This is a genomic window from Pseudooceanicola aestuariicola (assembly GCF_045763785.1).
Taxonomy (GTDB): domain Bacteria; phylum Pseudomonadota; class Alphaproteobacteria; order Rhodobacterales; family Rhodobacteraceae; genus Pseudooceanicola.
On the sequence record NZ_JBJGSF010000001.1, the window covers coordinates 101,348 to 120,933 of the forward strand.

1 protein-coding gene (cut by a window edge) is annotated in these 19,586 nt (G+C 62.0%); it reads left to right on the forward strand.

Going from position 1 to position 19,586, the window contains the following annotated elements; translation table 11 throughout:
- Positions 1-19,575, forward strand: partial view of a tandem-95 repeat protein gene (locus ACI3GR_RS00415; RefSeq protein ID WP_407491792.1) — the 3' portion only. The gene continues 14,880 nt to the left of window position 1, outside the view; only the last 19,575 of its 34,455 coding nucleotides appear in the window; its start codon lies beyond the left edge, outside the window; it ends in the stop codon at positions 19,573-19,575.
- Positions 19,576-19,586: the final 11 nt, after the last annotated feature.

Genomic DNA, 19,586 nt, shown 5'->3' on the forward strand with positions numbered 1-19,586 from the left:
GTGCTGACCGCAGGACCGGGTCAGACCATGCTATACGGCGGCGCAGGCAGCGATACCTACGACCTGACCGCCGGGTTCGACGCGGTATGGATCAGCAGCTATTTTGACGGCGTTTCCATCGACGTCCTTGACCTGACCCACCTGAATTCGACCGAGGTTACGGCGGGCTATAGCGCCTATTACGACTATCAGATCGCAGTGAACTTTGGCGAAGGGCGCGTGCGGCTTGGCAACAACGCCTTCACCGAAGTGCAATTCGCAGACACCACATGGACCTGGGCCGATTTCGCCGCTCTTGCCGAAACAAACGGCATCACGGGCATCGAAGCGCTGGTGCCCAATGACGGCACAGGCGCGACCAGTACGCTGAATGGTAGCGCTGGCGACGATCGGCTGGACGGCGACGACGTTGACAATGTGATCAACGCGGGCGCGGGCTCTGACTATGTCGATGCCGGGTCGGGCGACGACACGATCGCGGGTGGCACCGGTCACGATACGATGTTCGGCGGCTATGGCGACGACCGCTTTGTCTTCGGTGCTGGCGAAGGCCATGACATCGTGCGTGGCAGCTATGGCAGCGCCGACTATGACGTTATCGAACTGCAGGCCTCGATCAACGTCGCCGATGTTGAACTGTTCTTCGTGAACGGCAATCTGCTGATTTCGGTCAACGGCGGCGCCAGCACAATCGAATACCAGCGCACCTATGCGCAGCAGATGATTTCCGCGATCGAATTCGCGGACGGCACGATCTGGGATGCCGCGACGATCCAAGCGACGGCGACGGTGTTGGATTCAGTGCTGCTTGGCGGCACGCAGGCTGACTCTCTGACCGGGACGAGCGGCAACGACGATCTTTATGGTGGCGGCGGTGACGATACGCTCGACGGCGGGGCGGGCAACGACTACCTCGACGGGGGCGCGGGTTTGGACGATCTGACGCCCGGCGCGGGCCGCGACTACGTCTGGGACGATGACGGTGGCGCCACGATCTACTACTCGGCCGGGTTCGGTCAGGACACGATCGAGACGCGCACCAACATGGGCGGTCTGGTCCGCGTGGTGTTCGACGCGAGCATAGATAAGAACGACATCTCGATCATCTATGACGTGGGCAACCAGTTCGAACTGAACTTTGCTGGCACGTCCGAGCGGCTGACCATCTATTCCTACAGCTACGGCGACGAAAGCTGGGGTGTGGATCAGGTCGAATTCGCGGATGGCACCATCTGGACCGAAGCCGACATGATCGCCATGTCAGTGCCCGAGCAGGGCGACAGCTTCTACGGGGACAACCCGCCGGTGCCACCGGGCACGGATGGCGATGACTCTATCATCGGCAGCACCACCGACAACGTCATGGACGGCGGCGCTGGCAACGATACCCTTTTGGGCGACAGCGGTTACGACACCTTGGTCGGCGGCACCGGCAACGACGTTCTGGGCGGCGGCATCCGCAACGACGTCTTCCAGTTCTCGGCCGGGTTCGGTCAGGACGTGATCCTGTACGACGGCTATTACTACGACAACGATGTCATCGAGTTCGACGCCACGATCAGCGCCGCGGATGTGATCGTCGAGATCAATTACGACACTTCGGAAATGATCCTGCGGATTGCAGGTACCGACGACCGGATCACCATCGAACAGGGCGCATGGCGCACCTTTATCGATCAGGTCCGGTTCGATGACGGCACCACGTGGAGCAACAGCGAGTTGCGCAACCGTGCCATCGAGGTGACCCCCAACATCGTGGACCGTTCGATTGCCGACACGACCATGACCGGGTCCGCGCTTGAGGACGTGCTGCAGGGTCAGGACGGGAACGACGAAATCTTTGGCCTTGGCGGACGCGACCAGATCGAAGGCAGCGCGGGCGACGACACCATCGAAGGTGGTGCAGGCAACGACACCATCACCGACGCGGCGGGCGACGACACCTATGTCTTTGGCCTGGGCGATGGTGTGGACCAGATCACCGATCTTGGTGGACTTGATACCATTCAGCTGGGTGCGGGCATCGCGCCTGCAGATGTCGATGTGGTGCAGCGCGGCGCAAGCGATATCATCCTGATCATCGGCGACGCGGGCGACCGGATCGAACTGATCGGCGCCTTTGCCAACCCGGATCAGGCGATTGAACAGATCATCTTTGACGACGGAACCACGTGGGACAGCGCGGCCCTGATCGCCTTCCTGACGGCAGGCGACGACACGGCGCAACTGATCGAAGGCACCGCGCAGGGGGACACGATCACTGGCCTTGGCGGGTCGGACACGATCAACGGCAACGATGGCGACGATAGCCTGCTGGGCGGTACCGGATCGGATCTGGTGTCGGGCGGGGACGGCAACGATACGCTGTCTGGTGGCAGCGGCGCGGACACGCTTCTAGGCGGATCGGGTGACGACACCTATCGCTTTGCCATGGGCGACGGGAACGTTATTGTCGACGATGCGCGCGGCACGGATCATGTTGAACTGGCGGCGGGCATCCTGCCTTCCGCAGTCACGGTCAGCCGACTGGGCAACGACATCCACATCCGAATTGACGGCAGCGAAGACCGCCTGATCCTCGACAATGTGCTGGGCAGCAGCTTCAACCGCGTAGAAGAAGTCCGTTTTGCCGATGGCACGACGTGGACGCATGACGATCTGGTCGCGTTGGCAGATGCCTCGGCCACCGACAATGATCTGACCGGCGATGGCATGGATCAGACCTTCGACACGGGCGAAGGCAACGACACCATCGACGCGCGTTCTGGCAATGACAGCATCCTTGCAGGCTCGGGTGACGATTCCATCGAAGGCGATGACGGCAATGACACGATCGTCGGCGGCCGTGGTGAAGACAACATCACCGGCGGCAATGGCGACGATACCTTCCGCTTTGCCTTGGGCGATGGTCAGGACACGATTGAAGAGGCCTCGGGCTTTGACATCATCGAATTCGGGCCGGGCCTGAACCTGTCCGACCTGCGGGTCAGCCAGCCGTCGACCAACGATATCCTGATCCGGTTCGACGGGTCCGAAGACCGCATCCTGTTGAAGAACACGCTTCTGAACACGGCGCGTGCGGTGGACGAATTCCACTTTGACGACGGTACCGTATGGACCTTCGATCAGCTTCTGGCGGCCAGCCAGACAGCGACCAGCGGTGCGGATCGTCTGTCTGGGATGAGTGGCGATGACACGCTGGAAGGCCTTGGCGGCGATGACACGCTGACCGGTCGCGATGGCGCGGATGCGCTGTCGGGCGGCGTAGGGTCGGATTCCATCGACGCGGGCGCAGGTGACGACACGCTGGATGGCGGCGCAGGCACCGACCGTCTGGAAGGCGGCACCGGCGACGACACCTATATCTTTGAACTGGGTGATGGTCAGAACACCATCAACGATAGCGCGGGCATTGACACGCTGGCCTTCGGCGCGGGCATCACCCCGGCCATGATCAGCGCGGCGCGCGACGGAAGTGCCATCGTCCTGCGTATCCCCGGCACCAACGACCGTGTCACCATCGAAAACTACCTGAACGCGGGCGAGATCGAGGTGATCACCTTCACCGACGGCACCATCTGGGGTCGTGCCGATCTGCTGGCACAGACCACGCTTGGGACGGCGGGCAACGACCTGTACGACGGGATCGCCGACGATGAAGAGATGTTCGGCCAGTCGGGCAACGACACGCTGAACGGCGAAGGTGGCAACGACACGCTGGATGGCGGGACGGGCAACGACAGCCTGTTCGGCGGCGCAGGAGAGGACGACCTGACTGGCGGCCCCGGCATCGATTTCTTGTCGGGTGGCACAGGGGCGGACCTTTACCGCTATGCCGCTGGCGACGGGTTCACCACCATCGACGATCAGGGCGACGCGACGCTCGACCGGTTGGAGATCTCGGGCTACGACCTTGTCGACCTGCGGTTCTCTCGGACCGGCCCGGATGGCGACAACCTGACCATCCGCTTTGCGGGCAGCACAGACCGCATCGATGTCAAAGGCGCCTTCGCAGGTGACGCTGGCAAGGTCGAAGAACTGCTGCTGACCGACAGCCTCGAAGCGCTGACATTTGCTGAAATCGAAACCCGAGTGCAGCCCGACGTGGGTATCGACGGTCTGGCGATCTATGGGGATGACACGGACGAAGTCCTGACGGGCACGGCACAGGCGGACTACATCGAAGGCGGTGCGGGTGCGGATACCATCGACGCAGGCGACGGCGACGATATCATCGGCGATCTGCTGACCGACACATCGGTCGATGAATACACCGGCGGTACGGGGCGCGATATCTATCGCTACCTCCCGACCTTCGCGATTTCAGCCGATATCGCCGAAGACGTCATTACGGATTTCACCGCTGGTGATGCGGGCGATATTCTGCGTCTGGTCGCGGCGACGCCGAACCCATTCGTCACGGGGCGTTTGCAGATCGTGCAGGACGGCGCTGACACGACCATCGTACTGGCCGATGACGCAGGCGGCAGCCGGTCGATCCTGCGCCTGCTGAACGTCGATGCAGCGCAACTGACACCCGCCAACTTTGGTGGTGTGACGCTGGAGCGTGATCTCGACGGCATCAGCGACAGCGACGATCCCAACGCGATCGCAGGCGGCCCGCTGGCTGATCTGGTCTTTGGCAACGGCGGCGCCGACACGATCCAAGGTCTGGCCGGAGACGACTCTCTGGCAGGCGGCGAGGACGGCGATCAGCTGTTTGGCGGCTTTGGCAATGACGCAGTCGCAGGTGAGGCGGGTCATGATCTGGTCACCGGCGGCGCAGGCGACGATAGCCTGTCGGGGGGCGCGGGTAACGATACGCTTGTCGGTGGCGACGACGATGCCGAATTCGCAGGCAATGACGTCTTTGACGGCGGCTCGGGCGATGACGATATCACCGGCGGGGCCGAGAACGATTTCTACCTGTACGGCGCGGCGGATGGCCGTGACACGATCCGCGATGCAGGCGGTGTGGATGTTATCGAATTTGACGCCACAGTCCTGCCTGCGGATGTCGCCGTGGTGCAGATCGGCGATGATCTGGAACTGCGTGTCCTGTCCGGCACCACCCGCATCCGGTTGGAGGGCGCGGCAGGCGATCCCATCGGTACGGATATAGAAGAGATCCGTTTTGAAGACGGCACCACTTGGGTGCGCGCGGATTTGCTGACCCGTGTCATGCAGACCACGGCAGGCGATGATAACGTCGAAATCCTGATCGGGGACAGCGTCGACGGGCTGGCAGGCAACGACACGCTGACAGGGTCTGACGGCGACAACTCCATCACCGGCGGCGAAGGCGATGACCTGCTGCGCGGTGGGGCGGGCAACGACAGCTACTTCTTCTACCTCGGTGATGGTCAGGACGTGATCGAAGACGCCGAGGGTGCGAACGTCATCATCTTTGGTGCGGGTATCGCACCCGCGGATGTTCAGGTGGTGCCGGGTCAGCCGACCATCACCCTGCAGATCACCGGCACTGGTGACCGCATCAACACTGGCCAGCAACCCGATCCGAACATGGCCCTGTCCGAGGTCCGCTTTAGCGACCTGACCGTCTGGACGGCGGCTGATCTGGTGGCCATGGCGTTGGCTTCGACAGCCGGAGATGATGTCATCTACGGCTCTGACGTTGCTGAAACCGTTCTGGGCGGCGACGGCGATGACCGCCTGATTACGCTGGATGGCGATGATGAGCTGAGCGGCGGCACAGGCGTTGACCTGCTGGAAGGCGGGCTGGGCGACGACACCTATCGGTTTAACCTTGGCGATGATCAGGATCGCATCGTGGACGAAGGCGGCGCGGCGGACGTGCTGATCCTTGGCCCCGGTATTACGGTGGCCGACATCCGCGTCGCGCAATCCAGCGACGGGTCTGCGATGATCCTGGCTATTGGCACGGACAGTGACCGCGTGCGGATCGACAACGCGCTGACTGACGGCACCATCGAAACCGTCCGCTTTAACGACGGCACGGAACTGGGCCTGGGTGATTTGATCGCCATGGTCCCGACCGTGCTGGACGATTTCATCTTTGGTGACGATGCGGCCAACGACATTGCAGGCGGGTTGGGGGATGACCGCATCAGCCTTGGTGGCGGCGCGGACACCTACCGGTTTGCCGCAGGCGATGGGCGCGACATCCTGCGCGATGGCAGCTTCTCGGACAACGACCAGCTGATCATCACCGGCTACACGGCCGACGATTTGATCTTCACGCGACTGGGGACTGACAGCACCGATCTGTCCATCCGCTTTGCGGACAGCGACGACCAGATCATCATCGCGGATGGCCTGTCCGGCGGCAGTCGCCGGATTGAACGGATTATCCTGTCGGACGATGGCACTGAATTCACTGTGCCGGATATCGTCGCGCTTCTGACAGACGCGCAGACCACGGATGGCGATGACGTTGTCTATGGCACCAATGGCAATGACACGCTGTCGGGCGGTCTGGGCGACGATCTGGTGGTCGGTCTGAACGGCAACGACACGTTCCTTTATGCCTCGGGCGATGGCGACGACCGGATCGACGCGTTTGGCTATGGCGCCAATGAACTGATCCTCACCGACTACAACATCGACAACATCACCTCGGCCGTTCGCGCCGGTCCCGAAAGCGATGATCTGATCCTGACCTTCGACACACCCGGAGACCGGATTACCCTGATCAACGCGCTGGGCAATGTGAATGGCAGCGCCCGGTCGCTAAGTCTACGCTTTGCAGACGATACCGTATGGACCCGCGACGACATGCGCGCCCGCGCGCTGGTCGATATTGAAACTGACGGCAGTGACCACATCAACGGCTTTGGCAGCGCGGACCTGATCGATCTGGGTCTGGGCGACGACACGGCTGATGGTCAGGGCGGGTCGGATGAATACATCTACACCGCGGGTGACGGCAACGACTGGGTGGCTGATACGGGCACCGATGCCGCCGACACCGACATCCTGCGCATCGTTGGCTTTGACGTCGCGGATGCCGAGGTCACGCGCCTGTTCCAAGGCTCCAACTCGGTCGAGATTACCTTTGCAGGCAACACCACGGACAGCCTGACCGTGCTGAACGTCCTGTCTGAACAGGCGGACTCCGTCGAACAAATCCTGTTCGACGACGGCACGATCTGGACCCGTGAAACGCTGCTGGCCTTGCTGGAAAACAACGCCCCTGTGGCCTCTGACGATGGCTTCTTCTCGGTCACCTCCGGCGAAGAACTGGTCATCGACCTCTCGACCATCCTGCTGAACGACTTTGACGCTGACGAAGACGCGCTGACCCTTGTGTCGGTCGACGGAAGCCCCGAAGGCACGGCGACCATCGACATCGATGGCAACGTCCGCTTTACCGCCAATGATGGTTTCACTGGCGCGACGACGATCCGCTATGTCATCACTGATGGCCGCAACGCCTTTGACGAGGCCGAGATTTCGGTCAACGTCCGGCCCGTGGCCGAGGCGCAGGACGACACCGGGTTCACGGTGGACGAAGACACCTTCCTGAACCTGCACGTCGAACGGCTGTTGTCCAATGATCTGGACGGGGACCGGATGATCGTCGGGTCGGTCTTTGACGCGGTCAACGGCACCGTGTCGTTGTCGACGGATGGCAATATCGCCTTCACCCCTGATGCCGAATTCTATGGCGAAGCGCAGTTCACCTATGCCGCCAACACCCCGGAAGGCGGCCGGGCCGAGGCGACGGTCTACATCAATGTTCTGCCCGTCAATGACGCGCCCGAAGCGCGCAATGATACCGGCTATATCGGTAGCGAAGACACGACGTTCACCATCTCCGCAGCCTCTCTTCTGGCCAATGATATCGACATCGACGGCGACGCGCTGACCATTCAGGCGGTCATCAACTCTCCGGAACTGACGGTAAGCCTTGATGCCAACGGCGATGTCATCGTCACCCCGGCCGAGGATTACTTTGGCACAGCCACCTTCGACTACATTGTCGCCGACCCTGACGGTCTGACCGACACCGGCACCGTGACCGTGACCATCAATCCCGTGACCTTCGGGACGGATGCGCGCAACGACCGGTTCGAGACGACCGATCAGGGTGGTCCGATCCTCGAAGACAACCCGATCGTCATCGGTCTGGACCGGCTCATCGCCAACGACACCAACAGCGCCGGAGAGCTTCGGATCGACAAGGTCTTTGCCGCCAGCGGTGGCCGCGCAAGACTGTTGGCCAACCAGACCGTGCTGTTCGAACCGGACGCCAATTTCAACGGCGAGGCGACGTTCAAATATACCATCGATGACGGGCAGGGCGGGCGCGATACCGCGACCGTGACGCTGGTCTATCAACCGGTGAACGACAACCCCGTCGCCCGCAACGATCGCTACAACGATCAGGACTTGGCGCATGTTCTGCGCGGCACGCAGGACACCGATCTGGTGATCCCGATCCTAGAGCTGCTGAAGAACGACTATGACGTCGAAGGCTTTGCGGTGAACTTTGAAACCGCGACCGGCCCTGTGAACGGCGATCTTGTGGTCGATGGTGGCAACATCATCTTCACGCCCGACGAGGGCTTCTATGGCGAAGCGACCTTTGGCTATTCCGTCACCGACCCCGAAGGTCTGGTCGATGGTGGTTTTGTCACGATGTACTTCGACGCCACCTCGGACGCGCCGCCCGTGGCCGTGTCTGACCTGATCTTGGTGCCCGAAGACATCCCGACGACCATCCGTCTGGACACGCTGATTGCCAACGACACCGATGTGGATGCGGACGACGTTCTGCAGATCATCGGCTGGCGTCCGTCCACCCCGTTCGACATCTTCAAATTCGGGTTGGATGCCGCCTTTGATCTGAACGGCACCATCGAAATCGACGCCAACGGCGATTTCCTGTTCACGCCCTTCATCGACGCGGATGTGTCCGGTGGGATTGTCTACCTGCTGTCCGATGGGGCCGACGGGACTGCCGAAGGCTATGTCGATATCCAGATCGTGCCGTCGAACGACGACCCGACCGTCGTGGACGATCCAGGCTTTGTGACGCCTTTCGACGTGCCGCTGGTCATTCGCACCGACGATCTGGTCTTTAACGACTATGATATCGAACAGGCCGATACCGATGGCGATGGTACGATCGATCAGAACCTTGACGATCCCGACCGCGCCCGCCCGACCTTCGTGGGTGTCGATGGCGTCTGGGATCCGATCGAACTGGCACAGGGCAATCGCGTCGCGCTGGGGCAGTTCGAAATCGTCACCTTCCGCGATCAGAACTTCCTCGTCGTTCGGTTCGACAATGGCTACACCGGCGACGTGGTGGTGGAATACCGCATCGCGGATGAAGAAGGGCTGGAAGACACCGGCTTTGCCTTTGCCACCGTGGCCGATTTCTACGGCGGCGAACTGACGGGCACGCCGCAGGTCGATTACATCGAAGGCAACGAACTGTCCGAAACCATCCAAGGCTATCGCAACGACGATTGGGTCGTGGCGCTTGGCGGTGATGACACGATCATCACCGGCGAAGGGGCCGACCTGATCGAAGCGGGTGATGGCAACGATATCATCGACGCAGGCGACGATGCGGATGACGTCCGCGGTGGCGCGGGCTTTGACATGCTGCGCTTTACCGGGTCGAACACTGGGGTGCGCGCCGATCTGTTCACGCTGATCGGGCAGGGCGGTTATGCGCAGGGCGACCGGTACGTCGACCTCGAAGGGTTCGAGGGCTCTGAATACAACGACACGCTGGGTGGCAACGATTTCCGCAACATCCTGCGCGGCATGGGCGGTCAGGATGAACTGATCGGCCGCGGTGGCGAAGACGACCTGATCGGCGGCTTTGGCGATGACCTTCTGGAAGGCGGCGAAGGCGCCGATGATCTGGACGGCGGCGATGGCAGCGACACCGCCAGCTATGTCAATAGCACTGAAGGCGTGCAGATTTCGCTGGCGGCCGGCACTGCCACGGGTGGTGAGGCGACGGGCGATCAGCTGACCAGCATCGAAAACCTGATCGGCACCGACTTCGACGACACGCTGGAAGGCGACGCAAACGGCAACCTGCTGCAAGGTGGTCGTGGCGACGATTCCATCTTTGGCGGGTCGGGCGACGACACGCTGCAGGGCGGTCGCGGCGCGGATACGCTGACCGGCGGTGAAGGCACCGACACGGCCGACTACATCCTGTCGAACACCGGGATCGACATTGACCTGCAGGCTGGCACCGCGACCGGTGGCGATGCCGAAGGCGACGTGCTGTCGGGGATTGAGATCATTCAGGCCTCAAACCAGAACGACACGCTGCGCGGCGACGATGCGGCCAATACCTTCCGTGGCGCGCTTGGGGCCGATCTGATGGACGGTCGCGGCGGCTTTGACACGGCGGACTACAGCCGCGCCGACAACGCGGTGGTCGTGGACCTTAGCACCGGCTTCGGCACGGGCGGAGAGGCGGCGGGCGATCAGCTGATCTCGATCGAAGGGCTGGTGGGATCGATCCATGGTGACACCTTCTATGGCTCTGACGTAGCTGAATATTTTGACGGCGGCTTTGGCGCGGATACGGTCTATGGCGGGCTTGGGTCCGACGAATACCTCTTTGGTTACGACAGCGCGGCCGACACTATCATCGAAGGCGAAAACGCGGGCGATATCGACATCATCACGATGGGTCCGAACATCGCCGCGAAAGACGTGTCGCTGCTACGCTTCGGCGATGATCTGTTTATCGAGCTTGAGCGCGATGACGGCTATCTGATCGATACGATGCTGGTGGCCGACCACTTTGCTGGCACCAATACCGGCGTCGAACAGATCGTGTTCGAAGACGGCACCATCTGGGATCGTCTGGCCATCGAAAACGGCCTGCGCGATGGCCGCTTCAACGCCCAGAATGACGTGTTCCTGCTGGGAGTCGAAGACGAAATCGCCCTGATCGATCCCGCTGATCTGATCCTGAACGACGCCGAGGCTGGCCTTGAGGATCTGGAACTGATCTCGGTCCAGAATGCAGAATTCGGCAGCGTCTGGATCAACGCCGATGGCATGATCGAATTCCTTGGCGCACAGGATCACTTTGGCGATGCCTTCTTTGCCTACACCGTCCGCGATCCCTTGGGCCGTGAGTCTACCGCCCGGGTCGAGGTCAACCTGTCCCCGGTCAACGACGCGCCCGTCGCGGTCGACGACCCGCTGCAATACGGCATCGAAGACACGCCGCTGCGCATCCGGATCGAAAACCTGCTCGCCAATGACTATGACGTCGATGGTGACAATGCCTCTGAAGGCCTGCGTATCGTCAGCGCCAGCCCGCTGACTGACATCGACGGCAACGCCCTGCGCCCCTATGAGGACAAGAAGAATTACGACGGCCCCGCCACCGATGCGACGTGGAAACTGTCGGGCGATTACATCGAATTCATGAGCCGCCCGGATCACTTCGGCTTTGCTGGCTTCCGCTACGTGCTGGCGGATGCGGACGGGGCGACCTCGACCGCGGATGTGGAGATCTACTTTGCCCCCGTCAACGATGCCCCGCGCATCAGCGACACAAAATCTTACGCCAAGCTGAACCAGGTGACGGAATTTACCGTCGATGACCTGATGCGCCGCGTCTATGACATCGAAGGCGACGACTTTACCTTTGTCGGTCTGCATATCGGCGCGGATGGCAATGCCTCGGCCAACGGAGTCGAGGTCTTTGATCCGGCCACTGGCGTCATCCAGTTCACACCCGGCGTTCTTGGCCTTGCTTCGATTTCCTTCGACGTGATCGACGCCCGCGGTGCCGAAGCGACGCTGCAGTTTGAAATTCAGGTGCGCCCGGAAAACCTTGCGCCCGTGGCCCGCGATGATCGCGGTATCCGCGTGCTGCAAGAAGGCACGATCATCATCGATCCGGCTGACCTGATGGCCAACGACACCGATCCTGATGGCGATACGCTGGTTTTCGACTCGGTCTATCGCTTTGCCGAAAACGGCAAGGTGCGGGTCAACGAGGACGGCATGATCGAATTTGCCGCGCGCGAAAATTACAACGGCGCGGCCAGCTTTGAATACACGATCAGCGATGGCCGCGGCCTGACCGACACCGCCGTCGTTCACCTGACAATCCTGCCAATCAACAACGGCCCCGTCCTGCGCAACGATCTGGTCGCAGGGCTGGAAGACGGCCCGCAATACGTGATCCCGGCAGAAGCCTTTGGCAACGATCTGGATCTGGATGGCGACGTGCTGTTCTTCCAGCAGACAGAGCTGCTGGGTGTGTTCACCGAAAAGTACCTGAACCCCGATTACGAGGTCCGCGCCACCAGCGCCAACAACACCGATCTGCCGGATTGGCTGTTCTTCGACGCCGACACCATGACCTTCTCGGGTATCGTGCCTGACGATCTGACCGGAAGGGTCGAGGTCGCGGTCTTCCTGACCGACCCGTCGAACGGTGCGGTGCATGTCACCCGCTATTCCTTCCATCCGACGGACGACGCAGGCGATCTGGCCACGGGTATCAATGTTCAGGACAACGTGCTGGACGGCTTTACCCTGCGCGAGGCGCACAGCACCTCGTTCGACGCCGATGATGACGGTATGGCCACCTTCGATATGTCGGCTGGCAGCTTCTCGGCTCAGGTCAACGGCGGGCGTGCCCTGCCCAACTGGCTGACCTTTGACGAAGCCACTCGCAGCCTGTCGATTTCCGACTTCGGCACCGATGAGACGGATCAACTGGCCCGCGTGCAGATCGTCTTTACGCCAGACGCCAAGCCCGCGCTGCCCGAAAACGAATTCTACGCCACCGACCGTGGCTTCACGCTGGAATTCGTCATCGATCCCGCCGATCCGCAACTGGCCGCGATCAACGCCATTCTGGCAGGCGATGCTGCGTCCGAGGCGGCTGGACTGTTCGGTCTAGATCTATCGTCCGATCCGTCACTGACTGTCGCGCGCGAAAGCGGCGCACCGCTGAATTCGTGGATCACTTTCGATCCGGCCACGCTGACCTTCTCGGGGATGCCGCCGTCGGAATACGTGGGTGCGGTACCGGTGCGGATCGACATCGACGGGGGCAGCTTGCCGCCTATGTCGGTGATCACCGAAGTCGTCGTCGACGAAACCTTCACCGTGATCCCGCAGGACAACGACAGCCCGTTCAAGGTTTTTGATCTGCCGGAACGGATCGACGTCGAAACGCCCGAAGACTTCAACGGCTCCCTTGCCTTCACCTATGACGCCGAGGATGAAAAGGGCGGCGAAAGCGACGCGCCGGCAACGATCGTCTTCAACGTCCGCCCGACGCGCGAACTGGCCGTGGCGAACGACGACACCTTCGATCTGCTGCAGAACGAAAGCGTGACCTTCGCCCTGACCGATCTGCTGGTGAACGATCGCGACGACGACGGTGACACACTGCGGATCACCGATCTGGGTGGCGTGACCAACGGCACACTAGAGGTGCAACTGGGCGAAAAGACGATTGATCTGACCGCGGCCACCTTCCTGCCCGGCGCGAATAGTTGGACCGCGGAACTGACCGACGGCTCGCCCCTGCCCAGCTGGATGGGCGTCGATGAAACCACAGGTTTGCTGACCGCTCAGATCCCGCTGAACATCCACGGTGACTTTGACATTCGCGTCACCGCCTCGGACGGATTCTTCACCGAAACCGGTACGCTGACCGCCAGCTTCGACGGCAACGCCGACGCCACGGTCACTTTCACCCCGACGCTCGGCTTCTCGGGTCAGCAGGAAATGTCGTACACCCTGACCGACGACGCCGAAGGCGCGGTGACCGGCACTGTCATCTTCGACGTGGAATCCCGTCTGGACCCGCCGCAGGCCGTGACTGACACCTTCACGGTCCTCGAAGACGGGTCGATTGATCTGACCCCGGCCGATCTGCTGGCCAACGACTTTGACGTCGATGGCGATCCCGTTCGCTTTGTCGGCATCGGTGACGCGACCAATGGCACCGTCGACTATGACGGCACCACGATCACATTTACGCCCACACCGAACTTTGCTGGTTTGGCGACCTTCACCTACACGATCACTGATGATCGCCATGGCGAAAGCACCGGGACCGTTCGTTTGTCGGTGACCAGCACCAACCAGAAACCCGTTGCGGCGGACGATACTTTTATCGTCACCGAAGACGTGGCTTACGAATTCACCATCGACGATCTGCTGGCCAACGACAGCGACGCGGATGGGGATGCGATCAGCTTCCGCTCGATCAGCACCGAAGCGAATGGCGGCCGCCTGCTGGAACTGCCCGATGGCCGCTACCAGTTCGTGCCGGACGAAAATGTCACCGGCGAAGTCAGCTTCCAATACGCCATCACCGATGGGCGACTGGCCGACACCGGTCGGATCACCTTTGACATCCAGCCCGTCAACGACGCGCCGATTGCCAACCCGGATGGGTTCTTCTTTGGCACGCAGGATCAGGAATTCCGCATCGATTTCGCGGACCTTCTGTTCAACGATCGCGACGTCGAAGGCGACAGCTTCCAGATTGTTGACGTCTTTGATGGCGACAACGGCACCGTCTACCGCGATGGCGATCAGGCCGTGTTCCAAGGTCGTCCGGGATATTTCGGCGACGGCGGTTTCTTCTACCGTGTGACGGACGAACACGGCGCGACGAACGTGGGCTATGCCAGCGTCATCGTGATGCCGCTGTTCGACGTGCCGGTTGCGGTGTCCGATGCGGGTTATGAGATGCTGGAAGACACCTTCCTTGATCTCGATCCGGCCGAACTGATGGCCAACGACCAGATCCCGCTGGGGTCCGAGGTCACCTTCCTTGGCCTTGAGATGACCGGTCCCAACCGGTTCGAAGCGACGGTGACCGAGCTTGATAACGGCATGTGGCGCGTCACGCCGGATGAAAACTTCTTTGGCGAATTGAAACTGCAATACGCCCTGACGAATGAAACCGGGTTCGAGGTTCCGACCACCGTCACTATCGACGTGATCGGCACCGAAGACGCGCCCGTCGCACAGGATGATGCGCTGACCGTCACCGAAGATACGCCGCTGGCCGTCTTTGTGACCGCGCTGACCGCGAACGACAGCGACCCGGATCGTCAGGCGATTGTCATCACCCGTATTCTGGACGCCGAAAACGTCACGGTTGAGCTGACCGGTGATGGTCAGGTGATCGTCACGCCGGATGCCGGATACGCAGGGCCCGCGTGGTTCGAATACGAACTGCAGGATTCCGGTGGCACGGCCACCACGGCCCGTGTCGATGTGACGGTAACCCCGGTAAATGATGCGCCCGAACTGGCCGAAATTGGCACGCTCTATGGTGTGGAAACCGACGCGCTGTCGATCACATTGCCCGCCGATGTGGCCTATGATCCAGACGGCGATGCGCTGATCCTTGATCTGCGTGGCCCCGGCGGCACGCTGCTGCCCGCATGGCTAAACTTTGACGCGGCAACCCGCACCCTGTCTGGTACGCCGCCTTTGGGCGCGGCGGGTCAGATCGCGCTGGAACTGGTAGCCGACGATGGGCAGATCGAAACCGTCCAGACGGTGACCCTGTCGATCGCCAACGCGAACCAGGCTCCGATCATCACGCCGTTCAGCCTGACGGGGACCGAAGACACCGCGCTGTCGCTGACGCTGGATGCGGCGAACTTTGTCGATCCCGATGGCGATGCCCTGACGATCAGCCTGCGCGGCGCAGGCGGTACGGACCTGCCAACTTGGCTGACCTTCGATCCTGTGGCGTTGACCCTGACCGGCACCCCGCCGCAGGATTTCAACGGTGACATCGCGCTGGAAGCCGTGGCCGACGATGGTCTGATCCAGACGGTCGAGCCTGTGACCCTGACCATCGCTGCCATCAACGACGCGCCGGTGATCGCCCCGATCAGCCTGTCGGGAACCGAGGATACGGCGCTGACCCTTACGTTGGATGCGGCAGACTTTACCGACGTCGATGGTGATACGCTGACGATCAGCCTGCGCAGCGCGGGCGGCACGGACCTGCCGACGTGGTTGGAGTTCGATGTGGACACGCTGACCATCACCGGCACCCCACCGTTGAACTTCAACGGCGACGTCGCGCTGGAAGTCGCGGCCCACGACGGCACCACCGAAACGGTTCAGCCCGTCACCCTGTCTATCGCGGCTGTCAACGACGCCCCGGTCATCACCCAGTTCACCCTGTTCGGGACCGAGGATCAGGCGCTGAACCTCGCGCTCAACCCCGCCGACTTCTCGGACGTGGACGGTGATCCGCTGACTATCACGCTGCAAGGCGTAGGCGGCACCGAACTGCCGACATGGATGTCCTTCAATCCCGAGACGCTGGCGGTCACTGGCACGCCGCCCGCGAACTTCAACGGTGACATTTTGCTGGAAGTCGTGGCCGACGACGACGATATCGCCACGGTTCAGCCGGTCACGCTGACCATCAACGCGGTCAACGACGCGCCGCAAATCACGCCTTTCACCCTGACGGGCCGAGAGGACACCCCGCTGGCGCTGACGCTGGATGCGGCCAACTTCTCTGACCCTGAAGGCGACGATTTAACGATCACGCTGCGTGGCGCGGGCAATACGGCTCTGCCAAGCTGGCTGACTTACGTGGACGGTAATCTGACCGGCACCCCGCCGTTGAACTTCAACGGTGATGTGGCGCTAGAGGTCGTTGCATCCGACGGTGCGCTGGAAACTGTGTCCCAAGTCACCCTGACCATCGATCCGGTCAACGACGCGCCCGAAATCGCGCCGATCACCCTGTCCGGTCAGGAAGACACGGCGTTGAACCTGACGCTCGACCCGGCGGACTTCACCGATGTGGATGGTGACGGTCTGACGATCACCCTGCGCGGGGCGGGCGACACGGCCCTGCCAAGCTGGCTGAGCTTCGACGCTGAGACGTTGGCGATCACCGGCACCCCGCCGCTGAACTTCAATGGTGACGTGGCGCTAGAGGTCGTGGCGGATGATGGGACCGACATGACCGTCGCCCCGGTCACCCTGACCATCGACCCGGTCAACGATGCGCCCGAAATCGCGCCCATCACGCTGACCGGCGAAGAAGACACCGCGTTGAACCTGACGCTCGACCCGGCGGACTTCTCCGACGTCGATGGCGATCCGCTGACGATCACACTGCGTGGTGCAGGCGACACGGCCCTGCCGACATGGCTGACTTTCAATGCGGCGACCTTGGCGATCACTGGCACCCCACCGCTGAACTTCAACGGCGATGTGGCGCTAGAGGTCGTGGCGGATGATAAGACCGACATGACCGTCGCCCCGGTGACCCTGACCATCACCCCGGTGAACGACGCACCCGAGATTGCGCCGTTCACCCTGACCGGCACCGAAGACACCGCGTTGAACCTGACCCTCGACCCGGCGGACTTCACCGATGTGGATGGTGACGGCCTGACGATCACCCTGCGTGGTGCAGGCGGCACGGCCCTGCCAAGCTGGCTGACCTTCGCTGGCGGCACGCTCACCGGCACCCCGCCGCTGAACTTCAATGGCGATGTGGCGCTGGAAGTCGTGGCGAACGACGGAACCGTCGATACCATTGCCGCGGTCACCCTGACCATCGCGCCGGTCAATGACGCCCCGGCCGCGGGTGATGACACCTTCGACGCGGCAGAGGCGCTAAGCTTCACCATCCCGGCCGCCGATTTGCTGGCCAACGACACCGATGTCGAAAGCGATGCGCTGACGATTACAGGGGTCACCGCGCCTGCGGGGATCACTGCCACCGTCACGGGCGGCAACATCGAAATCGTCCGTGACCGCGCGTTGGATGGGGAGTACACCCTGACCTACACGGTCAGCGATGGGCAGTTGACCGACACCGCGACCATCACCCTGTCGCTGGCGGTCGTGAATGACGCGCCGGTCATCACGACGATCGATCCGGTCACCGTGGACGAAGACACCGCTTTGGACTTCACCTTCCCGGCGGGGACAGTCACCGATCCCGAGGGCGACACGCTGACCCTGTCCGTCACCGCGGCCGATGGGACGGCCCGCCCGGATTGGCTGACCTTTGATGCGGGCGCCCGCCGCCTGACTGGCACGCCGCCGTTGAACTTCAACGGAACAATCGCGCTGGCCTTGGTCGCCTACGACGGGCAGGACGTGACGACACAGACCTTCGATCTGGTCATCGCGCCGGTAAATGATGCGCCGGAAATGTCGATCACCCTGTCGGATATCATGGCGACCGAAGACACCGCCTTTGATCTGCAACTGGCGCAGGGCGTCTATTCCGACCCAGAAGGCGACCCGATCACCTTTGCGCTGGAACTGGCCGATGGCAGCCCGGCGCCGGATTGGATCACCTTCAACCCGACCACGCTGCGCCTGACCGGAACGCCGCCGCAGGACTTCTTTGGCGATGTCGAACTGGCCCTGCTGGTGTCGGATGGTCAGGACACCACGACCGAAACCTTCACCCTGACGGTTGAAGGCACGCCAGACGCACCCTTGGTGGAAACCCAGCTGCCCGATCTAAGCCAGGATGACAGCGGTGCGGCCCTCTTCGTCGGCACACCATTCAGCATCACGCTGCCCGAAGGCACCTTTGCCGACCCGGATGGCGAGGCGCTGACGCTGTCCGCGACTCTGGGTGACGGCAGCCCGCTGCCCAATTGGCTAAGCTTTGACGGTCAGACCCTTTCGGGCACCGCGCCCGCCGGAACTAATAGCCAACCGCTTGAACTGCGGATCACTGCCTCTGATGGGGTCACCAGCGTCTATGACGTCTTTGCGCTGACGTTTGACGCCGACAACACCGCACCGACGGCGAATGACGACAGCTTTGACGTCACCGTGCCGAACGTGCTGGTGCTGACGCCGGATATGCTGGTGGCCAATGACGTCGATCCCGATGGCGATACGCTAGAGGTAATCGCGGTCGGCGATGCCGATCACGGTACGGTCACCTTCGAAGACGGGGTCATCAAGTATCTGGCCAACTTTGAGCACGAAGGCACCGACCAGTTCACCTATACCGTCAGCGACGGCACGGAAACGGCGACGGCCAATGTCATCGTCGACGTCGACAATCCCTTTGAAACCGTGCGCGAAGGCGGCGATGGCACCGATTTCGTCTTCGGTGGTCGCGGCGACACGCTGGCCTTTGGCGGCGGCGGACGCGACTTCATGTTCGCGGGTCGTGGCAACGATTACCTTGATGGCGGCGACGGCAACGACTTCCTGTTCGGAGGCCGCGGCAACGACACGCTCAAGGGTGGGGCTGGCAATGACCGTATCTTCGGTGGCAGCGATGGCGACCTGATCGAAGGCGGTACCGGCAACGACCATCTGTTCGGCGGTCGCGGTCAGGACACTTTCCGCTTTGGCGAAGGCGACGGGTTCGACGTGATCTACGGCTTTGACACGCCGCGTGGCGGGCGTCGTCGCCACCGTCCGGGGGACGAACTTCAGATCAGCGTCGAAGGCATCAATGACTTTGACGACCTGATGGCCAATGCCACCCAGACCCGTGGCGGCGTGCTGCTGGATCTGGGCGATGGCGATGGCATCTTCTTGGCCGGAACGCGCCTTGCCTCGCTGGATGAAGATCAGTTCACCTTCTTCTAACGCGGATGGAT